This window comes from Serratia sp. HRI, assembly GCF_010119335.3.
GTDB classification, from domain to species: Bacteria; Pseudomonadota; Gammaproteobacteria; order Enterobacterales; family Enterobacteriaceae; genus Serratia; species Serratia nevei.
On sequence record NZ_CP083690.1, the window covers coordinates 1,137,687 to 1,154,677 of the forward strand.

11 protein-coding genes are annotated in these 16,991 nt (G+C 61.2%); 1 reads left to right on the forward strand and 10 read right to left on the reverse strand.

The features are described 5' to 3' along the window. Positions 1-9 precede the first annotated feature (9 nt). The 9 genes from uca to trpS form a co-directional block, all read right to left on the reverse strand. Positions 10-3,630: an urea carboxylase gene (gene uca, locus GF111_RS05545; protein ID WP_147191332.1), complete on the reverse strand. Its 3,621-nt coding sequence runs from the start codon at positions 3,628-3,630 to the stop codon at positions 10-12. Next, a complete protein-coding gene (atzF, locus tag GF111_RS05550; protein ID WP_147191334.1) occupies positions 3,623-5,461 on the reverse strand; it encodes an allophanate hydrolase in 1,839 nt (612 codons plus the stop codon). Before atzF ends, uca begins: the two co-directional genes overlap by 8 nt. 253 nt (positions 5,462-5,714) lie before the next feature. Continuing rightward, positions 5,715-8,858: a right-handed parallel beta-helix repeat-containing protein gene (locus GF111_RS05555; protein ID WP_038880090.1), complete on the reverse strand. Its 3,144-nt coding sequence runs from the start codon at positions 8,856-8,858 to the stop codon at positions 5,715-5,717. Positions 8,859-9,045: 187 nt separating this feature from the next. Beyond that, complete coding sequence (locus tag GF111_RS05560; RefSeq protein WP_004939471.1) at positions 9,046-9,510, reverse strand: DUF1456 family protein; 465 nt, start codon at positions 9,508-9,510, stop codon at positions 9,046-9,048. 231 nt (positions 9,511-9,741) lie between these two features. After that, a complete protein-coding gene (phnE, locus tag GF111_RS05565; protein ID WP_038880087.1) occupies positions 9,742-10,641 on the reverse strand; it encodes a phosphonate ABC transporter, permease protein PhnE in 900 nt (299 codons plus the stop codon). After that, positions 10,638-11,501, reverse strand: a complete 864-nt coding sequence (gene phnE, locus GF111_RS05570) for a phosphonate ABC transporter, permease protein PhnE (protein ID WP_047728296.1) — start codon at positions 11,499-11,501, stop codon at positions 10,638-10,640. The genes phnE (GF111_RS05565) and phnE (GF111_RS05570) overlap by 4 nt, the downstream gene beginning before the upstream one ends. Before the next feature lie 78 nt (positions 11,502-11,579). Then, positions 11,580-12,512 (reverse strand): phosphonate ABC transporter substrate-binding protein, encoded by a 933-nt coding sequence (phnD, locus tag GF111_RS05575; RefSeq protein ID WP_019454696.1) that lies wholly within the window; start codon positions 12,510-12,512, stop codon positions 11,580-11,582. 41 nt (positions 12,513-12,553) lie between these two features. Beyond that, positions 12,554-13,387 carry a phosphonate ABC transporter ATP-binding protein gene (gene phnC / locus GF111_RS05580; protein ID WP_038880081.1) on the reverse strand — a complete coding sequence of 278 codons (834 nt, stop codon included), beginning with the start codon at positions 13,385-13,387 and terminating at the stop codon, positions 12,554-12,556. 117 nt (positions 13,388-13,504) lie between these two features. Beyond that, on the reverse strand, positions 13,505-14,512 hold the full coding sequence (gene trpS / locus GF111_RS05585) for a tryptophan--tRNA ligase (protein ID WP_148940265.1): 1,008 nt from the start codon (positions 14,510-14,512) through the stop codon (positions 13,505-13,507). 290 nt (positions 14,513-14,802) lie between these two features. Here trpS and GF111_RS05590 point away from each other — a divergent pair, with 290 nt between their 5' ends. After that, the gene (locus GF111_RS05590) at positions 14,803-15,678 is read left to right on the forward strand and encodes an NAD(P)-dependent oxidoreductase (RefSeq protein ID WP_038880075.1); all 876 of its coding nucleotides are present in this window, start codon (positions 14,803-14,805) and stop codon (positions 15,676-15,678) included. Between the two features lie 137 nt (positions 15,679-15,815). Here GF111_RS05590 and GF111_RS05595 read toward each other — a convergent pair whose 3' ends face one another. Beyond that, positions 15,816-16,919 (reverse strand): suppressor of fused domain protein, encoded by a 1,104-nt coding sequence (locus GF111_RS05595; RefSeq protein WP_055315534.1) that lies wholly within the window; start codon positions 16,917-16,919, stop codon positions 15,816-15,818. Between the last annotated feature and the right edge of the window lie 72 nt (positions 16,920-16,991).

Sequence of the window (16,991 nt, forward strand, 5' to 3'; positions counted from 1 at the left end):
CCCCTCCGTTCAGACCGCTTTTTCCAGCCACAGCAGGGCGTCGCCCGGCCCGACCGGCCGCCCCTGCCGGCAGCTGATGCGTTTGACGATCCCGGCGCGCGGCGCGGTGACCGCCAATTCCATCTTCATCGCCTCGACCACGATCAGCGGCTGCCCGGCCGCCACCGCCTGCCCCGGCTCCACCAGGATCTTCCACACGCTGCCGTTCAGATCGGCGCTGACCAGATCGCCGTCGATGGCGTCTTCTTCCTCCGGCGGCAACAGCTGCGCCTCGGCCTCGTCGTCATCGCTGCGCCAGCGCGCCACTTCGGCGCTGAACGCCTGCTGCCGGCGATGCTGGAAGTCGGCGATCGCCTCCGCGTTGTCGGCCAGGAAATCGGTGTAGGCAGCGAAGTCGAATTCGCTCTCTTCGATGCGCACCTGCATGCGCCCTTCACGGAACGCTTCGCGCTGTTCGTCCAACTCTTGCTCACTGACCGGGTAGAAGCGCACCTGATCGAAGAAGCGCAGCAGCCAGGGCTCACCGGCGGTGAACTGCGGGTTTTTGAGGAATTTGTTCCAGATCGGCAGCGTGCGCCCCACCAGCTGGTAACCGCCCGGCGAATCCATGCCGTAGATGCACATGTACATGCCGCCGATGCCGACCGTCCCTTCGGCGGTGTGGGTGCGCGCCGGGTTATATTTGGAGCTCAGCAGGCGATGGCGCGGATCGAGCGGCACCGCGCAGGGCGCGCCGAGGTAGACGTCCCCCAGCCCGAGGATCAGATAGCTGGCGTCGAACAGAATGTCGCGTACCTGTTCGCGTCGGCTCAGGCCGTTGATGCGCTGGATGAAATCGACATTGTTCGGCAGCCAGGGCGCCGAAGCGCGCACCGTCTGCTGATAGCGATCCACCGCGCCCAGCGTGGCCGAATCCTCGAACGCCATCGGCAGCCAGACGGTGCGCGTCGGCACCTTCAGGCGGCTGACGTCCCCCAGCGCCCGTTCGCGCGCCAGCAGGCGCTGCAACAGGTCGGCCTGGCTTATCAGCCGGCTGTCGTAGCGGATCTGCAGCGAACGCACGCCCGGCGCCAGCTCCGCCACGCCCGGTATCGCCTCCTGCCGCAGCGACTGCATCAGCAGATGGATGCGCAGCCGCAGCGCCAGATCGAGCACGTTGTCGCCGTACTCCATCAGGATGTAACCGTCCCCCGCCTGGCGATACGCCACCGCCGGGCGCCCTTCCGCCGCCGGCAGCGCCGCCAGCACCGCGGCGGAAACGGTCTCCGCCGGGGCCAGATCCGGCGGCGGCAGGGTGATGGCCTTCACTGCCGCCAGCGCTTCGATGCTGCCAAGCTGTGCCTGCTCCAGCGACTGCGCCTGGCGAAAGCCGATCGGATGGAACCGGATGCGGTCGCCCGGCTTCACCTGCCCCACTTTCCACAGCTCGGCCTTGGCGATGGTCACCGGGCAGACGAAGCCGCCGAGGCTGGGCCCGTCGCGGGTCAGGATCACCGGGAAGTCGCCGGTGAAATTGATCGCGCCGATGGCGTACTCGCAGTCGTGCACGTTGGAAGGATGCAAACCGGCTTCGCCGCCGTCCTCTCTCGCCCATTCGGGCTTCGGCCCCGCCAGGCGCACGCCGAGACGGTTGGAGTTGTAATGCACCTGCCAGTCGGTGGCGAAGAAGGCCTCTATCGATTCGGCGGTGAAAAAGTCCGGCGCGCCGTGCGGCCCGTACAGCACGCCGATGTGCCACTGGTCGCCGTAGTGCGGGATCAGGCTGTCGTCCATCGCCTGCGGCGCGGCGATCGGCGCCGGCGTGGTGCTGGCGGCCAGCGCCGGTTGGGCGAGCGCCAGCATGTCCGCCACGCGCAAGGTGCGCCCGGCGTGGCCGCCAAACTGCCCGAGCGCAAAGGTGGAGCGGCTGCCGAGATACACCGGCACGTCAAAGCCGTTGCGTACCGCCAGATAGGTGCGGCAGCCGTGCGTGGCGCGCCCCAGCGTCAGCACCTGCCCGGCCCGCACCGCGATCGGCCGCCAGTAAGCGACCGCTTCGCCGTCCAAATCGGCCGGGCAGCTGGCACCCGTCAGCGCGATGGTGGCGTCGCAGTGAAAGCGCAGCGTCGGCCCCTGCAGGGTAAACTCGAGCCCGGCGGCCGCCGGGTGGTTGCCGACGATGCGGTTGGCCAGCCGGAACGCGAAGTCGTCCATCGGCCCGGATGGCGGCACGCCGATGTCCCAATAGCCGAGACGGCCGGGATAATCCTGCACGCTGCTGTAGGTGCCGGGTTGCAGCACTTCGAGGCAGTGCGGCTGGAAACCCACATCGTCCAGCAGGCGCGTCCAGACCTCGCCGCGCTGAAATTGCGGCGTGGCGATCACCTGCCGCAGATAGTCGAGGTTGGTGGCGATGCCGTGCAAACGGGTCGCCGCCAGCGCCACGCGCAGTTTTTCCAGCGCCTGCTCCCGATCCGCGCCGTGCACGATCAGCTTGGCGATCATCGGGTCGTAAAACGCCGAGACTTCGCTGCCGGTCGCCACCCAACCGTCGAGGCGCACGTCGGCGGGGAAATGCACCTCGGTCAGCACGCCGGGGCTGGGCTGGAAGTTCTTCAGCGGGTCTTCGGCGTAGAGGCGCACTTCAATCGCCACACCCTGCGGCGCGCGTTGCAACGCCGCCCAATCCAGCGCGTCGCCCGCCGCCACCTGCAGCATGCCTTCGATCAGATCCAGGCCGGTGACCATCTCAGTGATCGGATGCTCGACCTGTAAGCGGGTGTTCACTTCCAGGAAGTAAAACTCGTCGCGCGCGGCATCGTAAATGAATTCCACGGTGCCGGCGCTGCGGTAATTCACCGACTCGCCCAGCGCCACCGCCGCCCGATGCAGCGCCTGGCGGGTCGCCGCCGGCAGGTGTGGCGCCGGGGTTTCTTCCACCACCTTTTGGTTGCGGCGCTGCAGCGAGCAATCGCGCTCGCCGAGCGCTACCACCCGCCCCTGGCCGTCGCCGAAAATCTGTACCTCGACGTGGCGCGCCCGATCGACGAAACGTTCGATAAAGGCGCCGGCGTCGCGGAAGAACTGTTCTCCCAGCCGTTTGACGCTGTCGTAGGCGTCGCGCAGCGCCGCCTCGTCGTCACAGCGCGTCAGGCCGATGCCGCCACCGCCGGCGGTGCTTTTCAGCATCACCGGGTAGCCGATGCGCCCGGCGGCGGTAACCGCCTGCTCAACGCTCTCCAGCAAGCCGGTGCCCGGCGTCATCGGCACCCCGGCCAACGCCGCCAGCTCGCGCGCCCGGTGCTTGAGGCCGAACTCGCGGATCTGCGCCGCCGTCGGGCCGATAAAGGCGATGCCCGCCGCCTCGCAGGCTTCGGCAAACTCGGCGCTCTCGGACAAAAAACCGTAGCCGGGGTAGATCGCCTGCGCGCCGGTGGCAGCGGCGGCCGCAAGGATCTTGTCGATGCGCAGGTAGCTGTCGGCGGCCTTGTCGCCGCCGAGCGCCACCGCCTTATCGGCTTCGGTGACGTGCGGCGCATTGCGGTCGGCGTCGGAATAAACCGCCACGCTGGTGACGCCCAGGCGTTTCAGGGTACGAATGGCGCGGCAGGCAATTTCGCCGCGGTTAGCAATCAGTACGGTATTAAACATGTTCGTGCCCCTTAAGGCTGGCGACATAAGGCTGCCAGCCGCCAAACTCAGTGATATCCGTGGCGCCTTCCAGCGCCCAGGCTTCGCAGATAAACCCCTTCACCCGCCGGCCGTCCGCCAGCAGCAGCGTGCCGATGCCCAAGGGCGCCGGGATTTCCGCCACAAACTCGCCGAAACGGGCCAGCGGGATGTCCCACAGCTCAAGACGGATCGCCGCTCCCTGCGCCACGCGCGCCAGCCCCGGCTTCGGCGGCTCGGTATCAGCCAGCGCGTAGAGGCGGTAACAGGGGGCGGTGACGGTTTGCTCCACCCGCACCGCGTCGCGCTGCGTCAGCTGGACGTTGAGCGGCATACCGCTGAGGTGAGCGCCCACTACCGCCAGACGCACGTGTCCCGAAGACGGCGCCGGCGCGGGCTGCGGCGGCAGTGCCCGGCCGGTAGCCCCGAGCGGTAAGGCGCTTTGCCGTTGCCAGCGCAGGCCAAACGCCGCCAGCGCCCGGTCATGCCAGGCGGGCGCAATCAGGGTGATGCCCGCCGGCAGACCGTCTTCGCGCAGCGGCCCCGGCAACGCCAGCGCGCTCAGATCGGCCAGGTTGGTGAAATTGGTGTAAGTGCCGAACTGCGAATTGAACAGCACCGGCTCCTGCGCCATCTCCGCCAGGGTGCGGATAGTGGGCGCGGTCGGCACCACCAGTGCGTCGAACGGTGCCAGCCGCTGGGCGATTTGCCGCGCCAGCTCGGCGCGCAGGTATTCCGCCTTGTAGGCGTCGCAGGCGCTGTAGCCCAGGCCGTTGCCGACGATGCCGCGCACCACCGGGTCGATAGCCTGCGGGCTCGCTTCCAGCACCTGCTCAATCGCCACCGTGCGCTCCGCCACCCAAGGGCCGTAATACAGCTGCTCCGCCAGGGTGCGAAACGGCGCGAAATCGAGGGGTTCCAGCGTGGCGCCGCCCGCCTGCAGCTGCGCCAGCGCACGGTGAAACGCCCGCTCGGCCTGAACGTCACCGAAAAACTCCAGCTGGGCGGGGATGGCGAAACGCGGCGCGGCGGGAATATCCGCCGGCGCGGTATGCGGATCGAGGCGGGAATACGGATCTGCTTCGTCAAAGCCGCTCGCCAGTTCCGCCACCTGCGCCGCATCGGCCACCGTCAGCGCGAAGACCGACACCGTATCGTTCAACCGGCAGGCCGGCACCACGCCGCGGTTGGACAACCGGCCCTTGGTCGGCTTCAGCCCGACGATGTTGTTGAACCCGGCGGGCACGCGCCCCGATCCGGCGGTGTCGGTGCCCAGCGCGAACGGCACCAGGCCGCGCGCCACCACCGAGGCGGAGCCGGAGCTGGAACCACCGCTGACGTAGCGGCTGTCGAAGCTGTTGACCACCGCGCCATAAGGTGAGCGGGTGCCCACCAACCCGGTAGCGAACTGGTCGAGGTTGGTTTTACCGAGGGCGATCGCTCCGGCGGCGCGCAGGTTGGCGACCACGGTGGCGTCCGCCGCAGCCTGATAGGTGAACGCCGGGCAGGCGGCGCTGGTTGGCCAGCCGCCGACGTCAATATTGTCTTTGATGGCGAAGGGCACGCCGAACAGCGGCAGGCGACTGAGATCGCCGTCGACCGCCGCCAGCAACTGCGCGAGCTGCCGATACTGCTGCTCGCGCTGCGCTGGCGTGGCGAGATACAGCCAGGCGTTATCGTCCGGGTTCTGCCCGGCGATCAGCGTTTCGATCGTCGCGCTGACGCAGGCGAGGCGCTCGCCCGCCGGACGGGTTTGATAATGGTGCTGCCATTCACTGAGGGTAAAACCGCACGCTTCAACAGGGTCGCTCATCGGCTGAATTCCATCTGGTACACAAGATGGGATTCAACAGAGCAACCGGCGTGCCAATTTTTAATCTCATGATTTCAATAAACTATAATTAAAACTTATGACAGCGACGGCGAGCGGCCTGCACCAGCGGCGCGCAGCGGGAGAACAAAAAGAGTGCAATGGCGGGATGACACAGAGGGAAAACCGGGGCGACGACACTCGCCGCCCCAGAGGCCGATGGGGATCAATACGTAATATGTTGCGGGCCAGGTTGCTACCAATTTTCTAACGCGATCCTTCTCCAGGTATTGGCCGCCGTACAAACATAAAAGAATGCGGAATCTGCCGACCATTGGCCGACTTTACCGGGGGCGGTGGCCGAAGCGGGGACGGCGACTCTGACACCTATGGGATCTCCGTTCACGTTTGCTGAATCATAAATATTCAACACTTTTATGTGGCCAGAGGAGAATTGGTTATTCGGCCCGCCAATAGGGTAAGCGCCGTTGCCGGCCGGGTAAATGCCATTATCCGCAACCGTTAACTGCTTAGTGTACAACCCGCTCCATTTAAATGAAGGTTGTCCTAAGGCGGTCGCGATATCCTTTTGCGGCGAAAAATCCGCAGGGGAGATGGATACGCCACTGCTGGTCGTATTGTTATTAGCGCCGAGCGTAAACTTAGGTGCAAAACTAATTAAAGAAGCCCCGTCCTGAGCCAACCTGATGCCTGGTTCAAATCCCTGAAGGTTATTGCCTGGAGAAATGCCGCCAAAGTAATGGTAGTTGGTATTCCCCCCTCTGGCGGCATAGAACAGGTTATCGGATTCACCCTTGATGCCATGAAAAATGGCTGGATAAGCGCCATTGCTGGCTCTGTCCGCCAAGGACCACGGAAGCTGCCTCGGAACCATATCGGCGATTGCCGCGTTGGCGAATCTTGTCGTATTGCTCATCATGTTATCAAATACAAATGCCGCCGCGATGCCGTTTACCGGCTCTGCCGCCACATTGTAAGTGGTATTACTCACATTATAGAAACCGCCTCGGCATTCAAAAGTGCTTCCATCACTCTGAAGAATAGCTTCACCTTCGCAAGTAAACTGCCCCAAGATGTTATCGGTGTCGGTTCGGGTGAGTTTAATAGCCGTAGCGCCGACGCCGCCGAACAGGTGGATATAGCAGAAACCGTTGTACCACCGCACCCTGTTGGCGTTTCCTCTCAGCTCCAGCCCTACGCCGGCATCCGTATTTGTGCCACCATCGCCCGGATTGCCGGAGACTTTTATCTGACATTGAATTTCGTGGAACCCCACGCCGTGGAAGGAGCTATCCCCGCCATTACTCTCCATCAATATATTGGACAGGCCGCGGTGGAACCGGCAAGAGTGAAAACTGACGAACTCGGTAAACGCACCGGTATAGCCGTTCAACAGATGTAGGTTCACAAAAAACTTCATAATCAGCAGTCTTTCATGCCGCATGAAGCAGGAACCATTTATCCGATAGCCGGTGCCCGTATATAACGCGCCCTTGGCCGGCGTAATCGTCACGTCGCTGATATATCTGTTGGTATGGATCCCGGAACCGCCTTTCGACTCAAAACACGCATGATCATTAGACGTCGGCTTAAAGAAGAATTTCGTGCTAATCCAATTTTCACCCTCTATCGCAATGCCTTTATCTCCGGTGTAGTTTTCCCCCCCTAAATTTAACGTATCCGTAATGTAATAGTTGCCGGCAGGAACATAGAGCTTCTTGTAGCCTTGATTAATCGCATAGGCGATAGCCTGTTTAAACGCCTGCGTATCATCCGTCCCAACGCCAGCTGTATCATTCCAATCGCCTTTCGCACCGAACATCTGAGGGGTAATGTGACCCACGCCTTCATTCGGGAAGGAATATTGAATAAGTCGATTGCCCGTTACCCCAGCAATCGTAGAGAGAATCGGTTTAAAAGCGCAATCCCAGACGTTCTTGCCAATGAGGGTCGTTTCGTCAAATGCCCCGCCTAACTCCAGTGCCCGAGCAGGCGCAGCAAGCTTAATCACATTCCCTTCGATAATAGCGTTTTTCCCATTCAAAAAGCGGATATAACCAAAATCAGAGTCCGTTACCCGATTGCCGGAAAACACCGTGCGGTCGCCATAGAGCTTGATCCACACCTGGCTACTGGTCCATCCGGAGTGGGTTATTTTGTTACCGGTCATCACGCAGCTATTGGCGAACAGGGCGACCTTACAGTTATTGATAATATTGCCTGAAAGGGTTGCCTCCGTTGCGGCAATGCCATTGAAGGCCGACGCCGTGGAGGTACCACAGAAATTTAAAAAGTTATCTGCGATAACAGACTCCGCGACAGAAATATCGTTATTGCCGTGATAATCGATGCCATTCTCAACGGTATCTTCAACGTGATTCCCAATAATCCGTGAATTATTCGTAGGAATTTGGGTGGGGTTATTTACTAAGGAATAGTCTATCTGAATGCCGAACCTTTCGATCCTTTTGATGTAGTTATTAGAGATATTAATGTCACTGATTCCACCCAGTGCGATGCCATAGCTGGTATTAACAATATGGTTATTGGCAACGGTCAGGTTAGTGAATGAATGAGGCGTGCCGGTCACCTCGTTATTGAGCGTCACCCCGCCCCCTCTTTGCGTGTGCCCTGCCCCTGCCGGTTTCGCAGGCTTGTGCCCATCGTGAATATGATTGTTCACGATTAAGATGTCATAAGCCTCTCTGTTCACGCCCGTTTTCAGCAGGATCCCGTCGCCCTGGTGATTCGTCAGCTCGTTATTCTGGATCGTGATATGGCGGCCGCCACGAACCGCGATAGGTTCCTCTCCCAGATCTTTAAGTAAATTGTTCTCAAGAGTAACGGACGTACAGTCAGAAAGGCCCAAAGCATCAGTATGCATACTGATGACGCAATTTCTCACGGTGAAGTTTTCACAACGGGTGAAAGCCATGCCGGTACACGCGCGAGTGGCGTACCACCAAATAGGATCTGCATCTTTCTGAGTCGCCTTTCTCGTGATCCTCAGATCTTCTACGATAAAATTCGACTGTTCAACGGTATTAAAAATGTTGATTTGAGGCGTATCGTCATCCAGGTGAATTTCACCACCGCCATAAACATGGCAGTTGCTGGGGATCTGCAAAGGCTGCCAAGCCGTACCCAGCGTCAATCTATAAACATTCGCCATTCTGACCTGGCGTTTTTTTATCGATTTAGCAGCGTCAATAGCCACTTTAGCGAACATAGCGCTGACAGCCTCTCGATCATCAGCCAGGCCATCGCCTACGGCGCCAAACTGTTCAGGGGTATATTCAACCAATTCACCGCCACGATTGACCTCATCGGCGGCTTTTCCTGCGTTGAACTGCAGATCTTCTTTTAACATTTGAGCCATTGAATTACTCCTCTGGATTTACGTTTCAATCAACATTGAACGAACCCTAAAAAAGTAACCGGAGGGGCGGCCCGCCCTCCATCGATGGCGGATGGCTGAGGGCCTGTACAACAACGATGGGCGGGAGAGCGGCAATAAAAAAGGCGCAACCTTGCGATTGCGCCCGATGTTCGGTGAACGCTGTGCGTTACTCGCCGCGAACGCGCTGCGCCAGCCCTTTGAGGAAGTAGCGCAGCATCTGATCGCCGCACGGGCGGTAGTTCTTGGTGCCTTCTTTGCGGAACAGCGCGCTCAGCTCCGGCTTGGAGATGCGGAAGTCCACCGCGGTGAAGATCTGGTGCATGTCGGTGTCTTTCAGCTCGAACGCCACGCGCAGCTTTTTCAGCACCAGGTTATTGGTGATCGGCAGCTCAACCGCCGGCGCCGGGAACTTGTCGTCCTTGCCGCGCTTGAAGAACACCAGGCCGTTGAGGAAGTGTGCCATCACTTCGTCCGGGCACTTCTCGTAGCCCGGTTCGCCTTCTTTGATCACGTAAGCGTCCATCGCCGACACCGCCACCTCGAAATCGTCCAGTTTGATAATCTCGACCATTTTGGCGTTGTTAATGCTCAGCATATAGCGCACGCTGCGCAGCACGTCGTTGTTCATCATGGGATTGCATTGCCTTTACTTGTCTAACGGGGACGTGCGCATTGTAAAAAAATGCCCCATACCCAAAATAATTGGAGTTGCATCGCGGCGGCAAATTTGTAAGCCCCCGGAGCATAGTTAACTATGTGACCGGGGCGCACAAATGCAGCCAACAAAGAGGCAGCTCCAAGTATGACGGGTATGGCCGCACACCTTGAATGTGCGGCAGTATAGGGATCGGCAAGGGGTTTCTCAATCGATTTGACTTTTTTGCTGATACAGCGGGATATCTTCGCCGATGATGTACTTGTTGCGCAGCATCGACGAGACCTTATCCATGATCATCACCACCACCACCAGGATCAGGGTGATGAACATCACCACGTCCCAGTTCCACAGCCGCATGTTTTCCGCGTACACCAGGCCGATGCCGCCGGCGCCGACGAAGCCCAGCACCGCCGCAGAGCGGGTGTTGGACTCGATCTGGTACAGGCTGAGCGCCAGGAAGGTGGGGAACGATTGGGTGAAGATGCCGTAGCGGTGCTTCTGCAACCCGTTGGCGCCTACCGCCGTCAGGCCGCGGCTGGGGGATTTGTCCACCGCCTCGTGCCCTTCGGCGTAAAGTTTGCCCAGCAGCCCGACGTCCTGCATCACGATCGCCAACACCCCGGCCAGCGGCCCCATGCCGACGGCGCGCACGAAGATCAGCCCCCAGATTGCCATGTCGATACCGCGCAGTACGTCCAGCAAGCGGCGCACCAGCACGGAGATCGGCCGCAGCAGCGGCGTCGACATCACGTTGCGCGCGGCAAAGAACGACAGCGGCAGCGCGATCAGCGACGCGGTGATGGTGCCGGCGAACACGATGGCGATGGTGATGCCGATCTGCTGGAAGTAGTACATGAACGGCCAGTTGACGAAGTCGTGCCAGACGAACATGCGCAGGAAATAGCGCCCCAGCTGCTGGCAGCCGTTGATAAACTGCGGCCAGCTAATGCCGAAGACCAGGAAGAAGAACACGTAATACAGTACGATCGCCAGCGCGATCAGGCCGACGGTGCGCAGGTAGCGCCCCTGCTGCGCGAAGATCGCCGGATGCTGTTGTTTCAACTGGCGCAGCGTTTCCGCCGACGCCGGAGTGCCCGCTGTCATTTTGCCCCCTCCACCACGCGCTTGCGCAGCTCGCCCGACACGTAGTCGAGCACGGAAACCACCACGATGATCAACAGCAGCGTCATGCTGACCTGATCGTAGCGGTCGAGTTTAATGTTGGTCATCAGCTCCTGGCCGATGCCGCCCGCGCCCACCAGCCCCAAAATGGTCGACTGACGGAAGTTGATCTCCAGCCGCATGAAGCTGTAGGAGAGAAACACCGGCTTCACCTGCGGCCACAGGCCGAAACGCATGCGCTGCAGCGGCGTGGCGCCGCAGGCCGCCAGCCCGCGCACCGGTTTGTTGGAGGCGGTTTCGATCGATTCGTAGAACAGCTTGGTCAGGCTGCCGATGGTGTGCAGCGCCAGCGCCAGGAAGCCGGGAATGGCGCCGATGCCGAACGCCATCACGAACATCACCGCCCACGCCAGCTCCGGCATGGTGCGCAAAAACGCCACCAGCGTGCGGATCGCCAGCCGCACCGAGGCCGGGGTATAGGTATTGCCGGCCGCCAGAAACGCCAGCACGGTCGCCACCAGCACCGAGAAAATGGTCGCCGCCAGCGCCAGCTGCAGGGTCTCCCAGATCAGCGGCAGCTGGATATTCAGACGGTAACCCCAGTAGGCCAGCGAGCCCTCGGTGCGCCCGTCGGCGAACAGCAGAGGCCAATGCAGCGTCGGAATGGTTTCGGCCAGGTAGTCGAAGAAGTGCGGAATAGACACCCAGACGGTGTGCAGGTTGAACTCGGCGAGGTTGCCGGCGCCCAGGTACAGCACCACCAGCCCGAGCGACCACAGCAGCGCTTCGCGCTTTTGCTTGCTGCGGATCCGTTGGTAATAGTGTGCGAAATCGGTATTCAAAAGAGGTCTTCCATCTTTATGGAACAAGGGGTTCAGCACGCTGAACCCCTTCATTCGGACGGCCGAGGCAGCCGGGAATTAACGGTCGCCTTTGGTCAGCTCGCGCTTCATATCGATGATGTTCTGGTATTCCGCCAGGGTGGTGTCACCGATGTGCTGTTTGCCGCCCATCGCTTTGATAAAGCACTGGTGATCGTCTTTATCCAGCTTCTTGATGGCGGTGACCACTTTGGCCTTGAAGTCGGCCGGCAGCGAGTTGCTCACCAGGATCGGGCCGTTCGGGATCAGCGGCGACTGCCAGATGATGCGGATCTGTTTCATCAGGTCCGGGTGATCCATGCGGATCATGCGGGTGAACGCGCCGCTGGTGTAGCCGGTGTTGTAGTCGCCGATCATCGACGCCCAGGTCACCGCGCCTTCGAACTGACCGTTCAGCACGCCGAGGATGTCCTGCTCGTGGCCGCCGGAGAAGGTGACGCTGGAGAAGGTGTTGTTGTATTTGTTGTCGACCGTGCCGCCGAACAGCTTTTTAAACGCCTGGTTCGGGATCAGGAAGCCGGAGGTGGAATCCGGATCGGCGAAGCCGATGGCCTTACCTTTCAGGTCTTCCAGTTTCTGGTACGGACTACCGGCCTTCACCACCACCACCGAGTGGTAGCCGCGCGACTGGTCGACGTCGTCGACCGCGATGCCGACGATGTCCACCGCTTTCGGATCCTTGATGTAGACCGAAGCGAACGACGACGGCGACATGCTCAGCACCAGGTCAATCTTGCCGCCCAGCAGGCCCTGGATCACGCCGGAATAGTCGGACGAGTTGCGCAGCTTGGTATCGACGTTCAGCTCTTTATCCAGGAACTGCTTCACGCACTGGTTATCGCCGATCTGCTGGGTGGCGTTCTGGCCACCGAGAATGCCCAGGTTCAGCTCTTTCGGCGCATCCGCTGCGGCAGCATTAAATACCATCATCGCGCCGGCCATCAGGGTGGTCAGACTCAATACTTTTTTCATTAGGTGTGCCTTGTGTGTAAAGGGTAAAGGTCAAAAGTGCTTCAATGGATCTGATTGGCTTCTTCGCCATACAGCTGGTGCAGGATCCGTTCGTTCAGTTGCGAAGGATGCCCGTCAAACACGATCTTCCCGTGGGCGATGCCGATCACCCGCGAGCAATACTCTTTCACCAGTTCGACCGAGTGCAGGTTCACCATCACCGCGATGCCGTCTTCGCTGATTTTTTGCAGCGCGTCCATGATGCGGCGGGTGTTTTTCGGATCGAGCGACGCGACCGGCTCATCGGCCAGCAGGATTTGCGGGTTTTGCATCAGCGCGCGGCAGATGGCGACGCGCTGCATTTGGCCGCCGGAGAGGTTCTCGGCGCGCTGCAGCGCGTGCGGCAGCATGTTGAGCCACTGCAACAGCTCGATGGCGCGAGCGCGGTCGGCGTCATCGAACAGTTTGAAGAAGGATTTCAGCGTGGAAGTGTGGCTCAGACGGCCCAGCAGCACGTTGGTCATCACGTCCAGCCGCGGCACCAGGCAGAAGTCCTGGAAGATCATGCCGCAGCGCGCGCGCCACTGGCGCATCTGGCGGCCGGCCAGCTGAGCGATATCCTGCGCCGCGCCATCGTCTTCGAAGTGCAGCATCTCGCCGCAGCTGGAAGGAATGGTGCCGTTCAGGGTGTGCAGCAGCGTGGACTTGCCCGCGCCGGAACGGCCGATCACCGCCACGAATTCGCCGGCGTGCAGATCGAAATTGATGTCATCCAGCACGCGCTGCTGCGCTTTGTAGGCCTTGCCGAGTCCCTTTACCGATAATACTTTGCGGGATGCGGCGGCGTGCTGCCCTGGAAAGTCGTGCTGTGCCAATTTTAACAGTGCCTGAGCCATATGATTTCTCTGGTTTCAGTGGCTAATCATTATGGGCACCTATTAACGGATAAGTTTATGACAGTGGGATGATCGTTTTATGGCCGGGGCGTGACGCGTGCCGCCCCGGCGTTCGCCTCACGCCAGGGTGAAGAAGTCCAGCCCCAGCGCCGTCTTGACCTGCTGCAGCGTCTGTTGGCTGACCTGATGCGCGCGGCGGGTGCCGTGCTGCAGGATGCGCGTCAGCTCGCCTTTATCGGCGATGAATTCGGCGCGGCGGGTGCGGATCGGCTCAAGCAGGCTTTGCAGACAATCCTCCAGCAGCCGTTTGATTTTCACGTCCCCCAACCCGCCGCGCCGATAGTGCGCCTTCAGATCCGCCACCAGCGCGGCGTCTTCGCAGAAGGCGTCCAGGTAGGTGAACACCATGTTGCCCTCCACCCGGCCGGGATCGCTGACGTTGAGATGGCCGGGGTCGGTGAACATGCTCATCACCGCCTTGTGCACCTCGTCGGCGCCGGCGCCAAGCTGGATAGCGTTGCCGCGCGATTTCGACATCTTGCCCTGCCCATCCAGCCCCGGCAGACGCCCGACGTTGCTCAACAACGGCTGGCACTCCGTTAATATCGGTTGGCCGACGATGTGGTTGAAACGCCGCACGATCTCATTGGTTTGCTCCAGCATCGGCAGCTGATCCTCGCCGACCGGCACGTGGGTGGCGCTAAAGGCGGTGATGTCCGCCGCCTGGCTGACCGGATAAATCAAAAAACCGGCCGGCAGGCGGCGGGCGAAATCCTTCTCGGCGATTTCGTTTTTCACCGTCGGGTTGCGTTCCAGCCGCGCCACGCTGACCAGATTGAGGTAGTACATCGTCAGCTCGGCCAACGCCGGCAGCGCCGACTGCAGGCAGATCGTGGTCTTGTGCGGATCGATGCCCACCGCCAGATAGTCGGCCACTACATTGAGCACGTTGGCGCTGATTTTTTGCGGGTTGTTGCCGTTGTCGGTCAGGCCCTGCAGATCCGCCACCATCACCGTTTGGTTATGCTGGTGCTGCAGTTCGACGCGCTGGCGCAGCGAGCCGACGAAGTGGCCTAAATGCAGTGGGCCGGTGGCGCGATCGCCGGTAAGAATGGTGTAGCTCATGACAGTGCTCCTGAAGGTCTGTAGACCGCCGGATCAACGCCACAAAAAATAATGCCGCCAAACCGGCGGCATTAAAAAGAGATGTGAATACTCGTGCCGCCTCAGAAGAGGCGCCACCATGACTGATTGTGGGTGGAGTGCATCGATATATTCATGCCATCAAGGTATACCCGCAGCGACAGCGCGTCAATAGCCCGCCGCCAGCGCGTAAGACGGCGTTACACTCCGGCATTTGCGTTCCTGGCCTGACGCGTTAGGGTAAAATCTTCAACCTGAAAAAGGAGCGCATGATGAAGATCGGATTTGCCGGACTGGGTGGGATGGGCAGCGCCATGGCGGCCAACCTGTTGCAGGCGGGCTTCGCCTTAACGGTATGGAACCGCTCGCCGCAGGCGGCGCAGCCGCTGGTGAGCGCCGGCGCGCAGCAGGCCGAACGGCCGGAACAGCTGGCCGATGCCGACGTGCTGATCACCATGCTGGCCGACGATGCCGCCACGCAACAGGTGGTGGTCGACAGCGGGTTGCTGCAACGGATGAAACCGGGTGCGCTGCATATTAACATGGCGACCATCTCAGTCGAACTCGCCAAGCGTTTGACGGCGCTGCATGCAGAACACGGCATCGGCTATCTCGCCGCGCCGGTGCTGGGGCGGGTCGACGTGGCCGCCGCCGGCAAGCTGAATATTCTGGCGGCCGGCGATAGCGAGCTACTGAAGCAAGCGCAGCCGCTGTTCGATGCCCTCGGCCAGAAAACCTGGCACTTCGGCGCCGATCCGGCGCAGGCCAACGTCGTCAAAATCGCCACCAACTTTACGCTGGCCAGCGCCATTGAAGCGATGGCGGAAGGCAGCGCGCTGGTGCGCAACTACGGCGTGTCCGGGGCCGACTACCTGCAGATGCTGAGTAGCACCGTCTTCGCCGCCCCGGCCTATCAGGGCTATGGCGCGCTGATCGCCGCCGAGAAGTATTCCCCCGCCGGATTCCGGCTGGCGCTGGGGCTGAAGGACGTCGGGCTGGCGCTGGCCGCCGGGGCCGACAGCCATACGCCGATGCCGTTCGCCGGGGTGCTGAAAGACAACTTCCTCGACGCGATGGCGCAGGGGGATGCGGATCTGGACTGGGCCGCGCTGGCCAAGGTGGCGGCGCGGCGGGCGGGCCTCAAATAACGAACGGGGGCCTCGGCCCCCGTTTTTCCGTTCTCAGAACACGATGTCCGCCGGCGGCGGCGTAAACAATCCTTCCTGCACATCGATAATCAACAGCGTGGTGGGCATGGCGGCTCCCGAAGAGAAGATAAGTGGCGTCAGCACACCGGCTGGCGCGGGCGGAAAATATGGTCGACGCCCTGCTCACGCAGCCGGTTCACCAGATCGTGCCCGCCGTTCGGCGTGGCGTGCGCCAGCTGCCGCTCGGCGGTAAACACCGGGCTGGCCCAGAACAGGTTCACCGGATCGCCGTACTGCTGCGGCAGAGCCAGGTGCGCGCTATGCGGGTAGAAGGACGACGATAAAATATAACCCTCGTAGCCCAGCGGCGCCACGTCCGACTCCAGCGTATGCCCTTCGCCGATCCAGGTCAGCCGCGCCCACGGCGCGTGCGCGAAACCGGCCAGCGCGCTGGCCATCTGCACCGCGTTGTCTTCGGTCATGTATTGACTGTCGATGGCGATCGCCATCTCCATGCGGCGATAGCGCGAAGCCTCGTCGTTGAACAGGATCTCCACCCACGGCATCGGCCGGATGCTCACCCCCATGGTGAGGAAGTAATAGATGCCGTCGCGCTCGTGCTGGGTGATGGCCATCGGTGGCCACTTGCCCTGATCGATGGCGTAGTACTTCACCGAAGGGCCAAAATGCAGCTCATAGCGCGCCTGAAAATCGCGCTGCATCTTCGGCCACGGATTGCCCTCTTCACGCTGCCAGCTGCGCCAGAACTGGCGGGTGCTCTCCGCCTGCGCATACTGGGTGTTGGTCGAGGCCGAGCCGAGCGGATAAGCCAACGGGCTCTCCTTGATACAGCTGGCGGAATAGCACACCGAATGGTCGATATACAGGCTCCAGCCGGGGATCACCGCCAGCAGTTGGCCGTAATACCACAGGGCCGCGCCGTCGTCGCTTTCGCTCCACACCACCATCAGCCCTTCCGGGTTGAGCGGCGCTTCGCCTTCCAGGTTGCGGCAATACTCCGCCGCCAGCATCGGCGGCTGCCCTTGTTCCAGCGCGGCGCGATCTTCCTGCAGCGGCGCGGCGGCCAGGTTGCGCAGCCAGCAGGCGCGAACCTGATAGCGATCGCTGTAGGCTTCGGCGGGATAAATGTAAAAATAGGCTGCCCGGTGATCTTGCTGAACCACCGCAACCAGCGTCTGGTTCTCATTGCTGACTTCAGCAAGTACGTATGACTCGTTCATATCACCTCAATAGGGTCAGGGCGCGGCAGAATCGGCTGCGCGCCAAAAATGGAATGTGGCTTTGCCCCCAAG

Excerpts from the sequence above, each read along its gene's own strand:
- GF111_RS05560 (WP_004939471.1), bottom strand. The coding sequence starts at position 9,510 with ATGATGAACAACGACGTGCTGCGCAGCGTGCGCTATATGCTGAGCATT.
- GF111_RS05590 (WP_038880075.1), top strand. The coding sequence starts at position 14,803 with ATGAAGATCGGATTTGCCGGACTGGGTGGGATGGGCAGCGCCATGGCG.
- phnC (WP_038880081.1), bottom strand. The coding sequence starts at position 13,387 with ATGGCTCAGGCACTGTTAAAATTGGCACAGCACGACTTTCCAGGGCAG.
- uca (WP_147191332.1), bottom strand. The coding sequence starts at position 3,630 with ATGTTTAATACCGTACTGATTGCTAACCGCGGCGAAATTGCCTGCCGC.
- trpS (WP_148940265.1), bottom strand. The coding sequence starts at position 14,512 with ATGAGCTACACCATTCTTACCGGCGATCGCGCCACCGGCCCACTGCAT.
- atzF (WP_147191334.1), bottom strand. The coding sequence starts at position 5,461 with ATGAGCGACCCTGTTGAAGCGTGCGGTTTTACCCTCAGTGAATGGCAG.
- phnD (WP_019454696.1), bottom strand. The coding sequence starts at position 12,512 with ATGAAAAAAGTATTGAGTCTGACCACCCTGATGGCCGGCGCGATGATG.
- phnE (WP_038880087.1), bottom strand. The coding sequence starts at position 10,641 with ATGACAGCGGGCACTCCGGCGTCGGCGGAAACGCTGCGCCAGTTGAAA.
- GF111_RS05595 (WP_055315534.1), bottom strand. The coding sequence starts at position 16,919 with ATGAACGAGTCATACGTACTTGCTGAAGTCAGCAATGAGAACCAGACG.
- GF111_RS05555 (WP_038880090.1), bottom strand. The coding sequence starts at position 8,858 with ATGGCTCAAATGTTAAAAGAAGATCTGCAGTTCAACGCAGGAAAAGCC.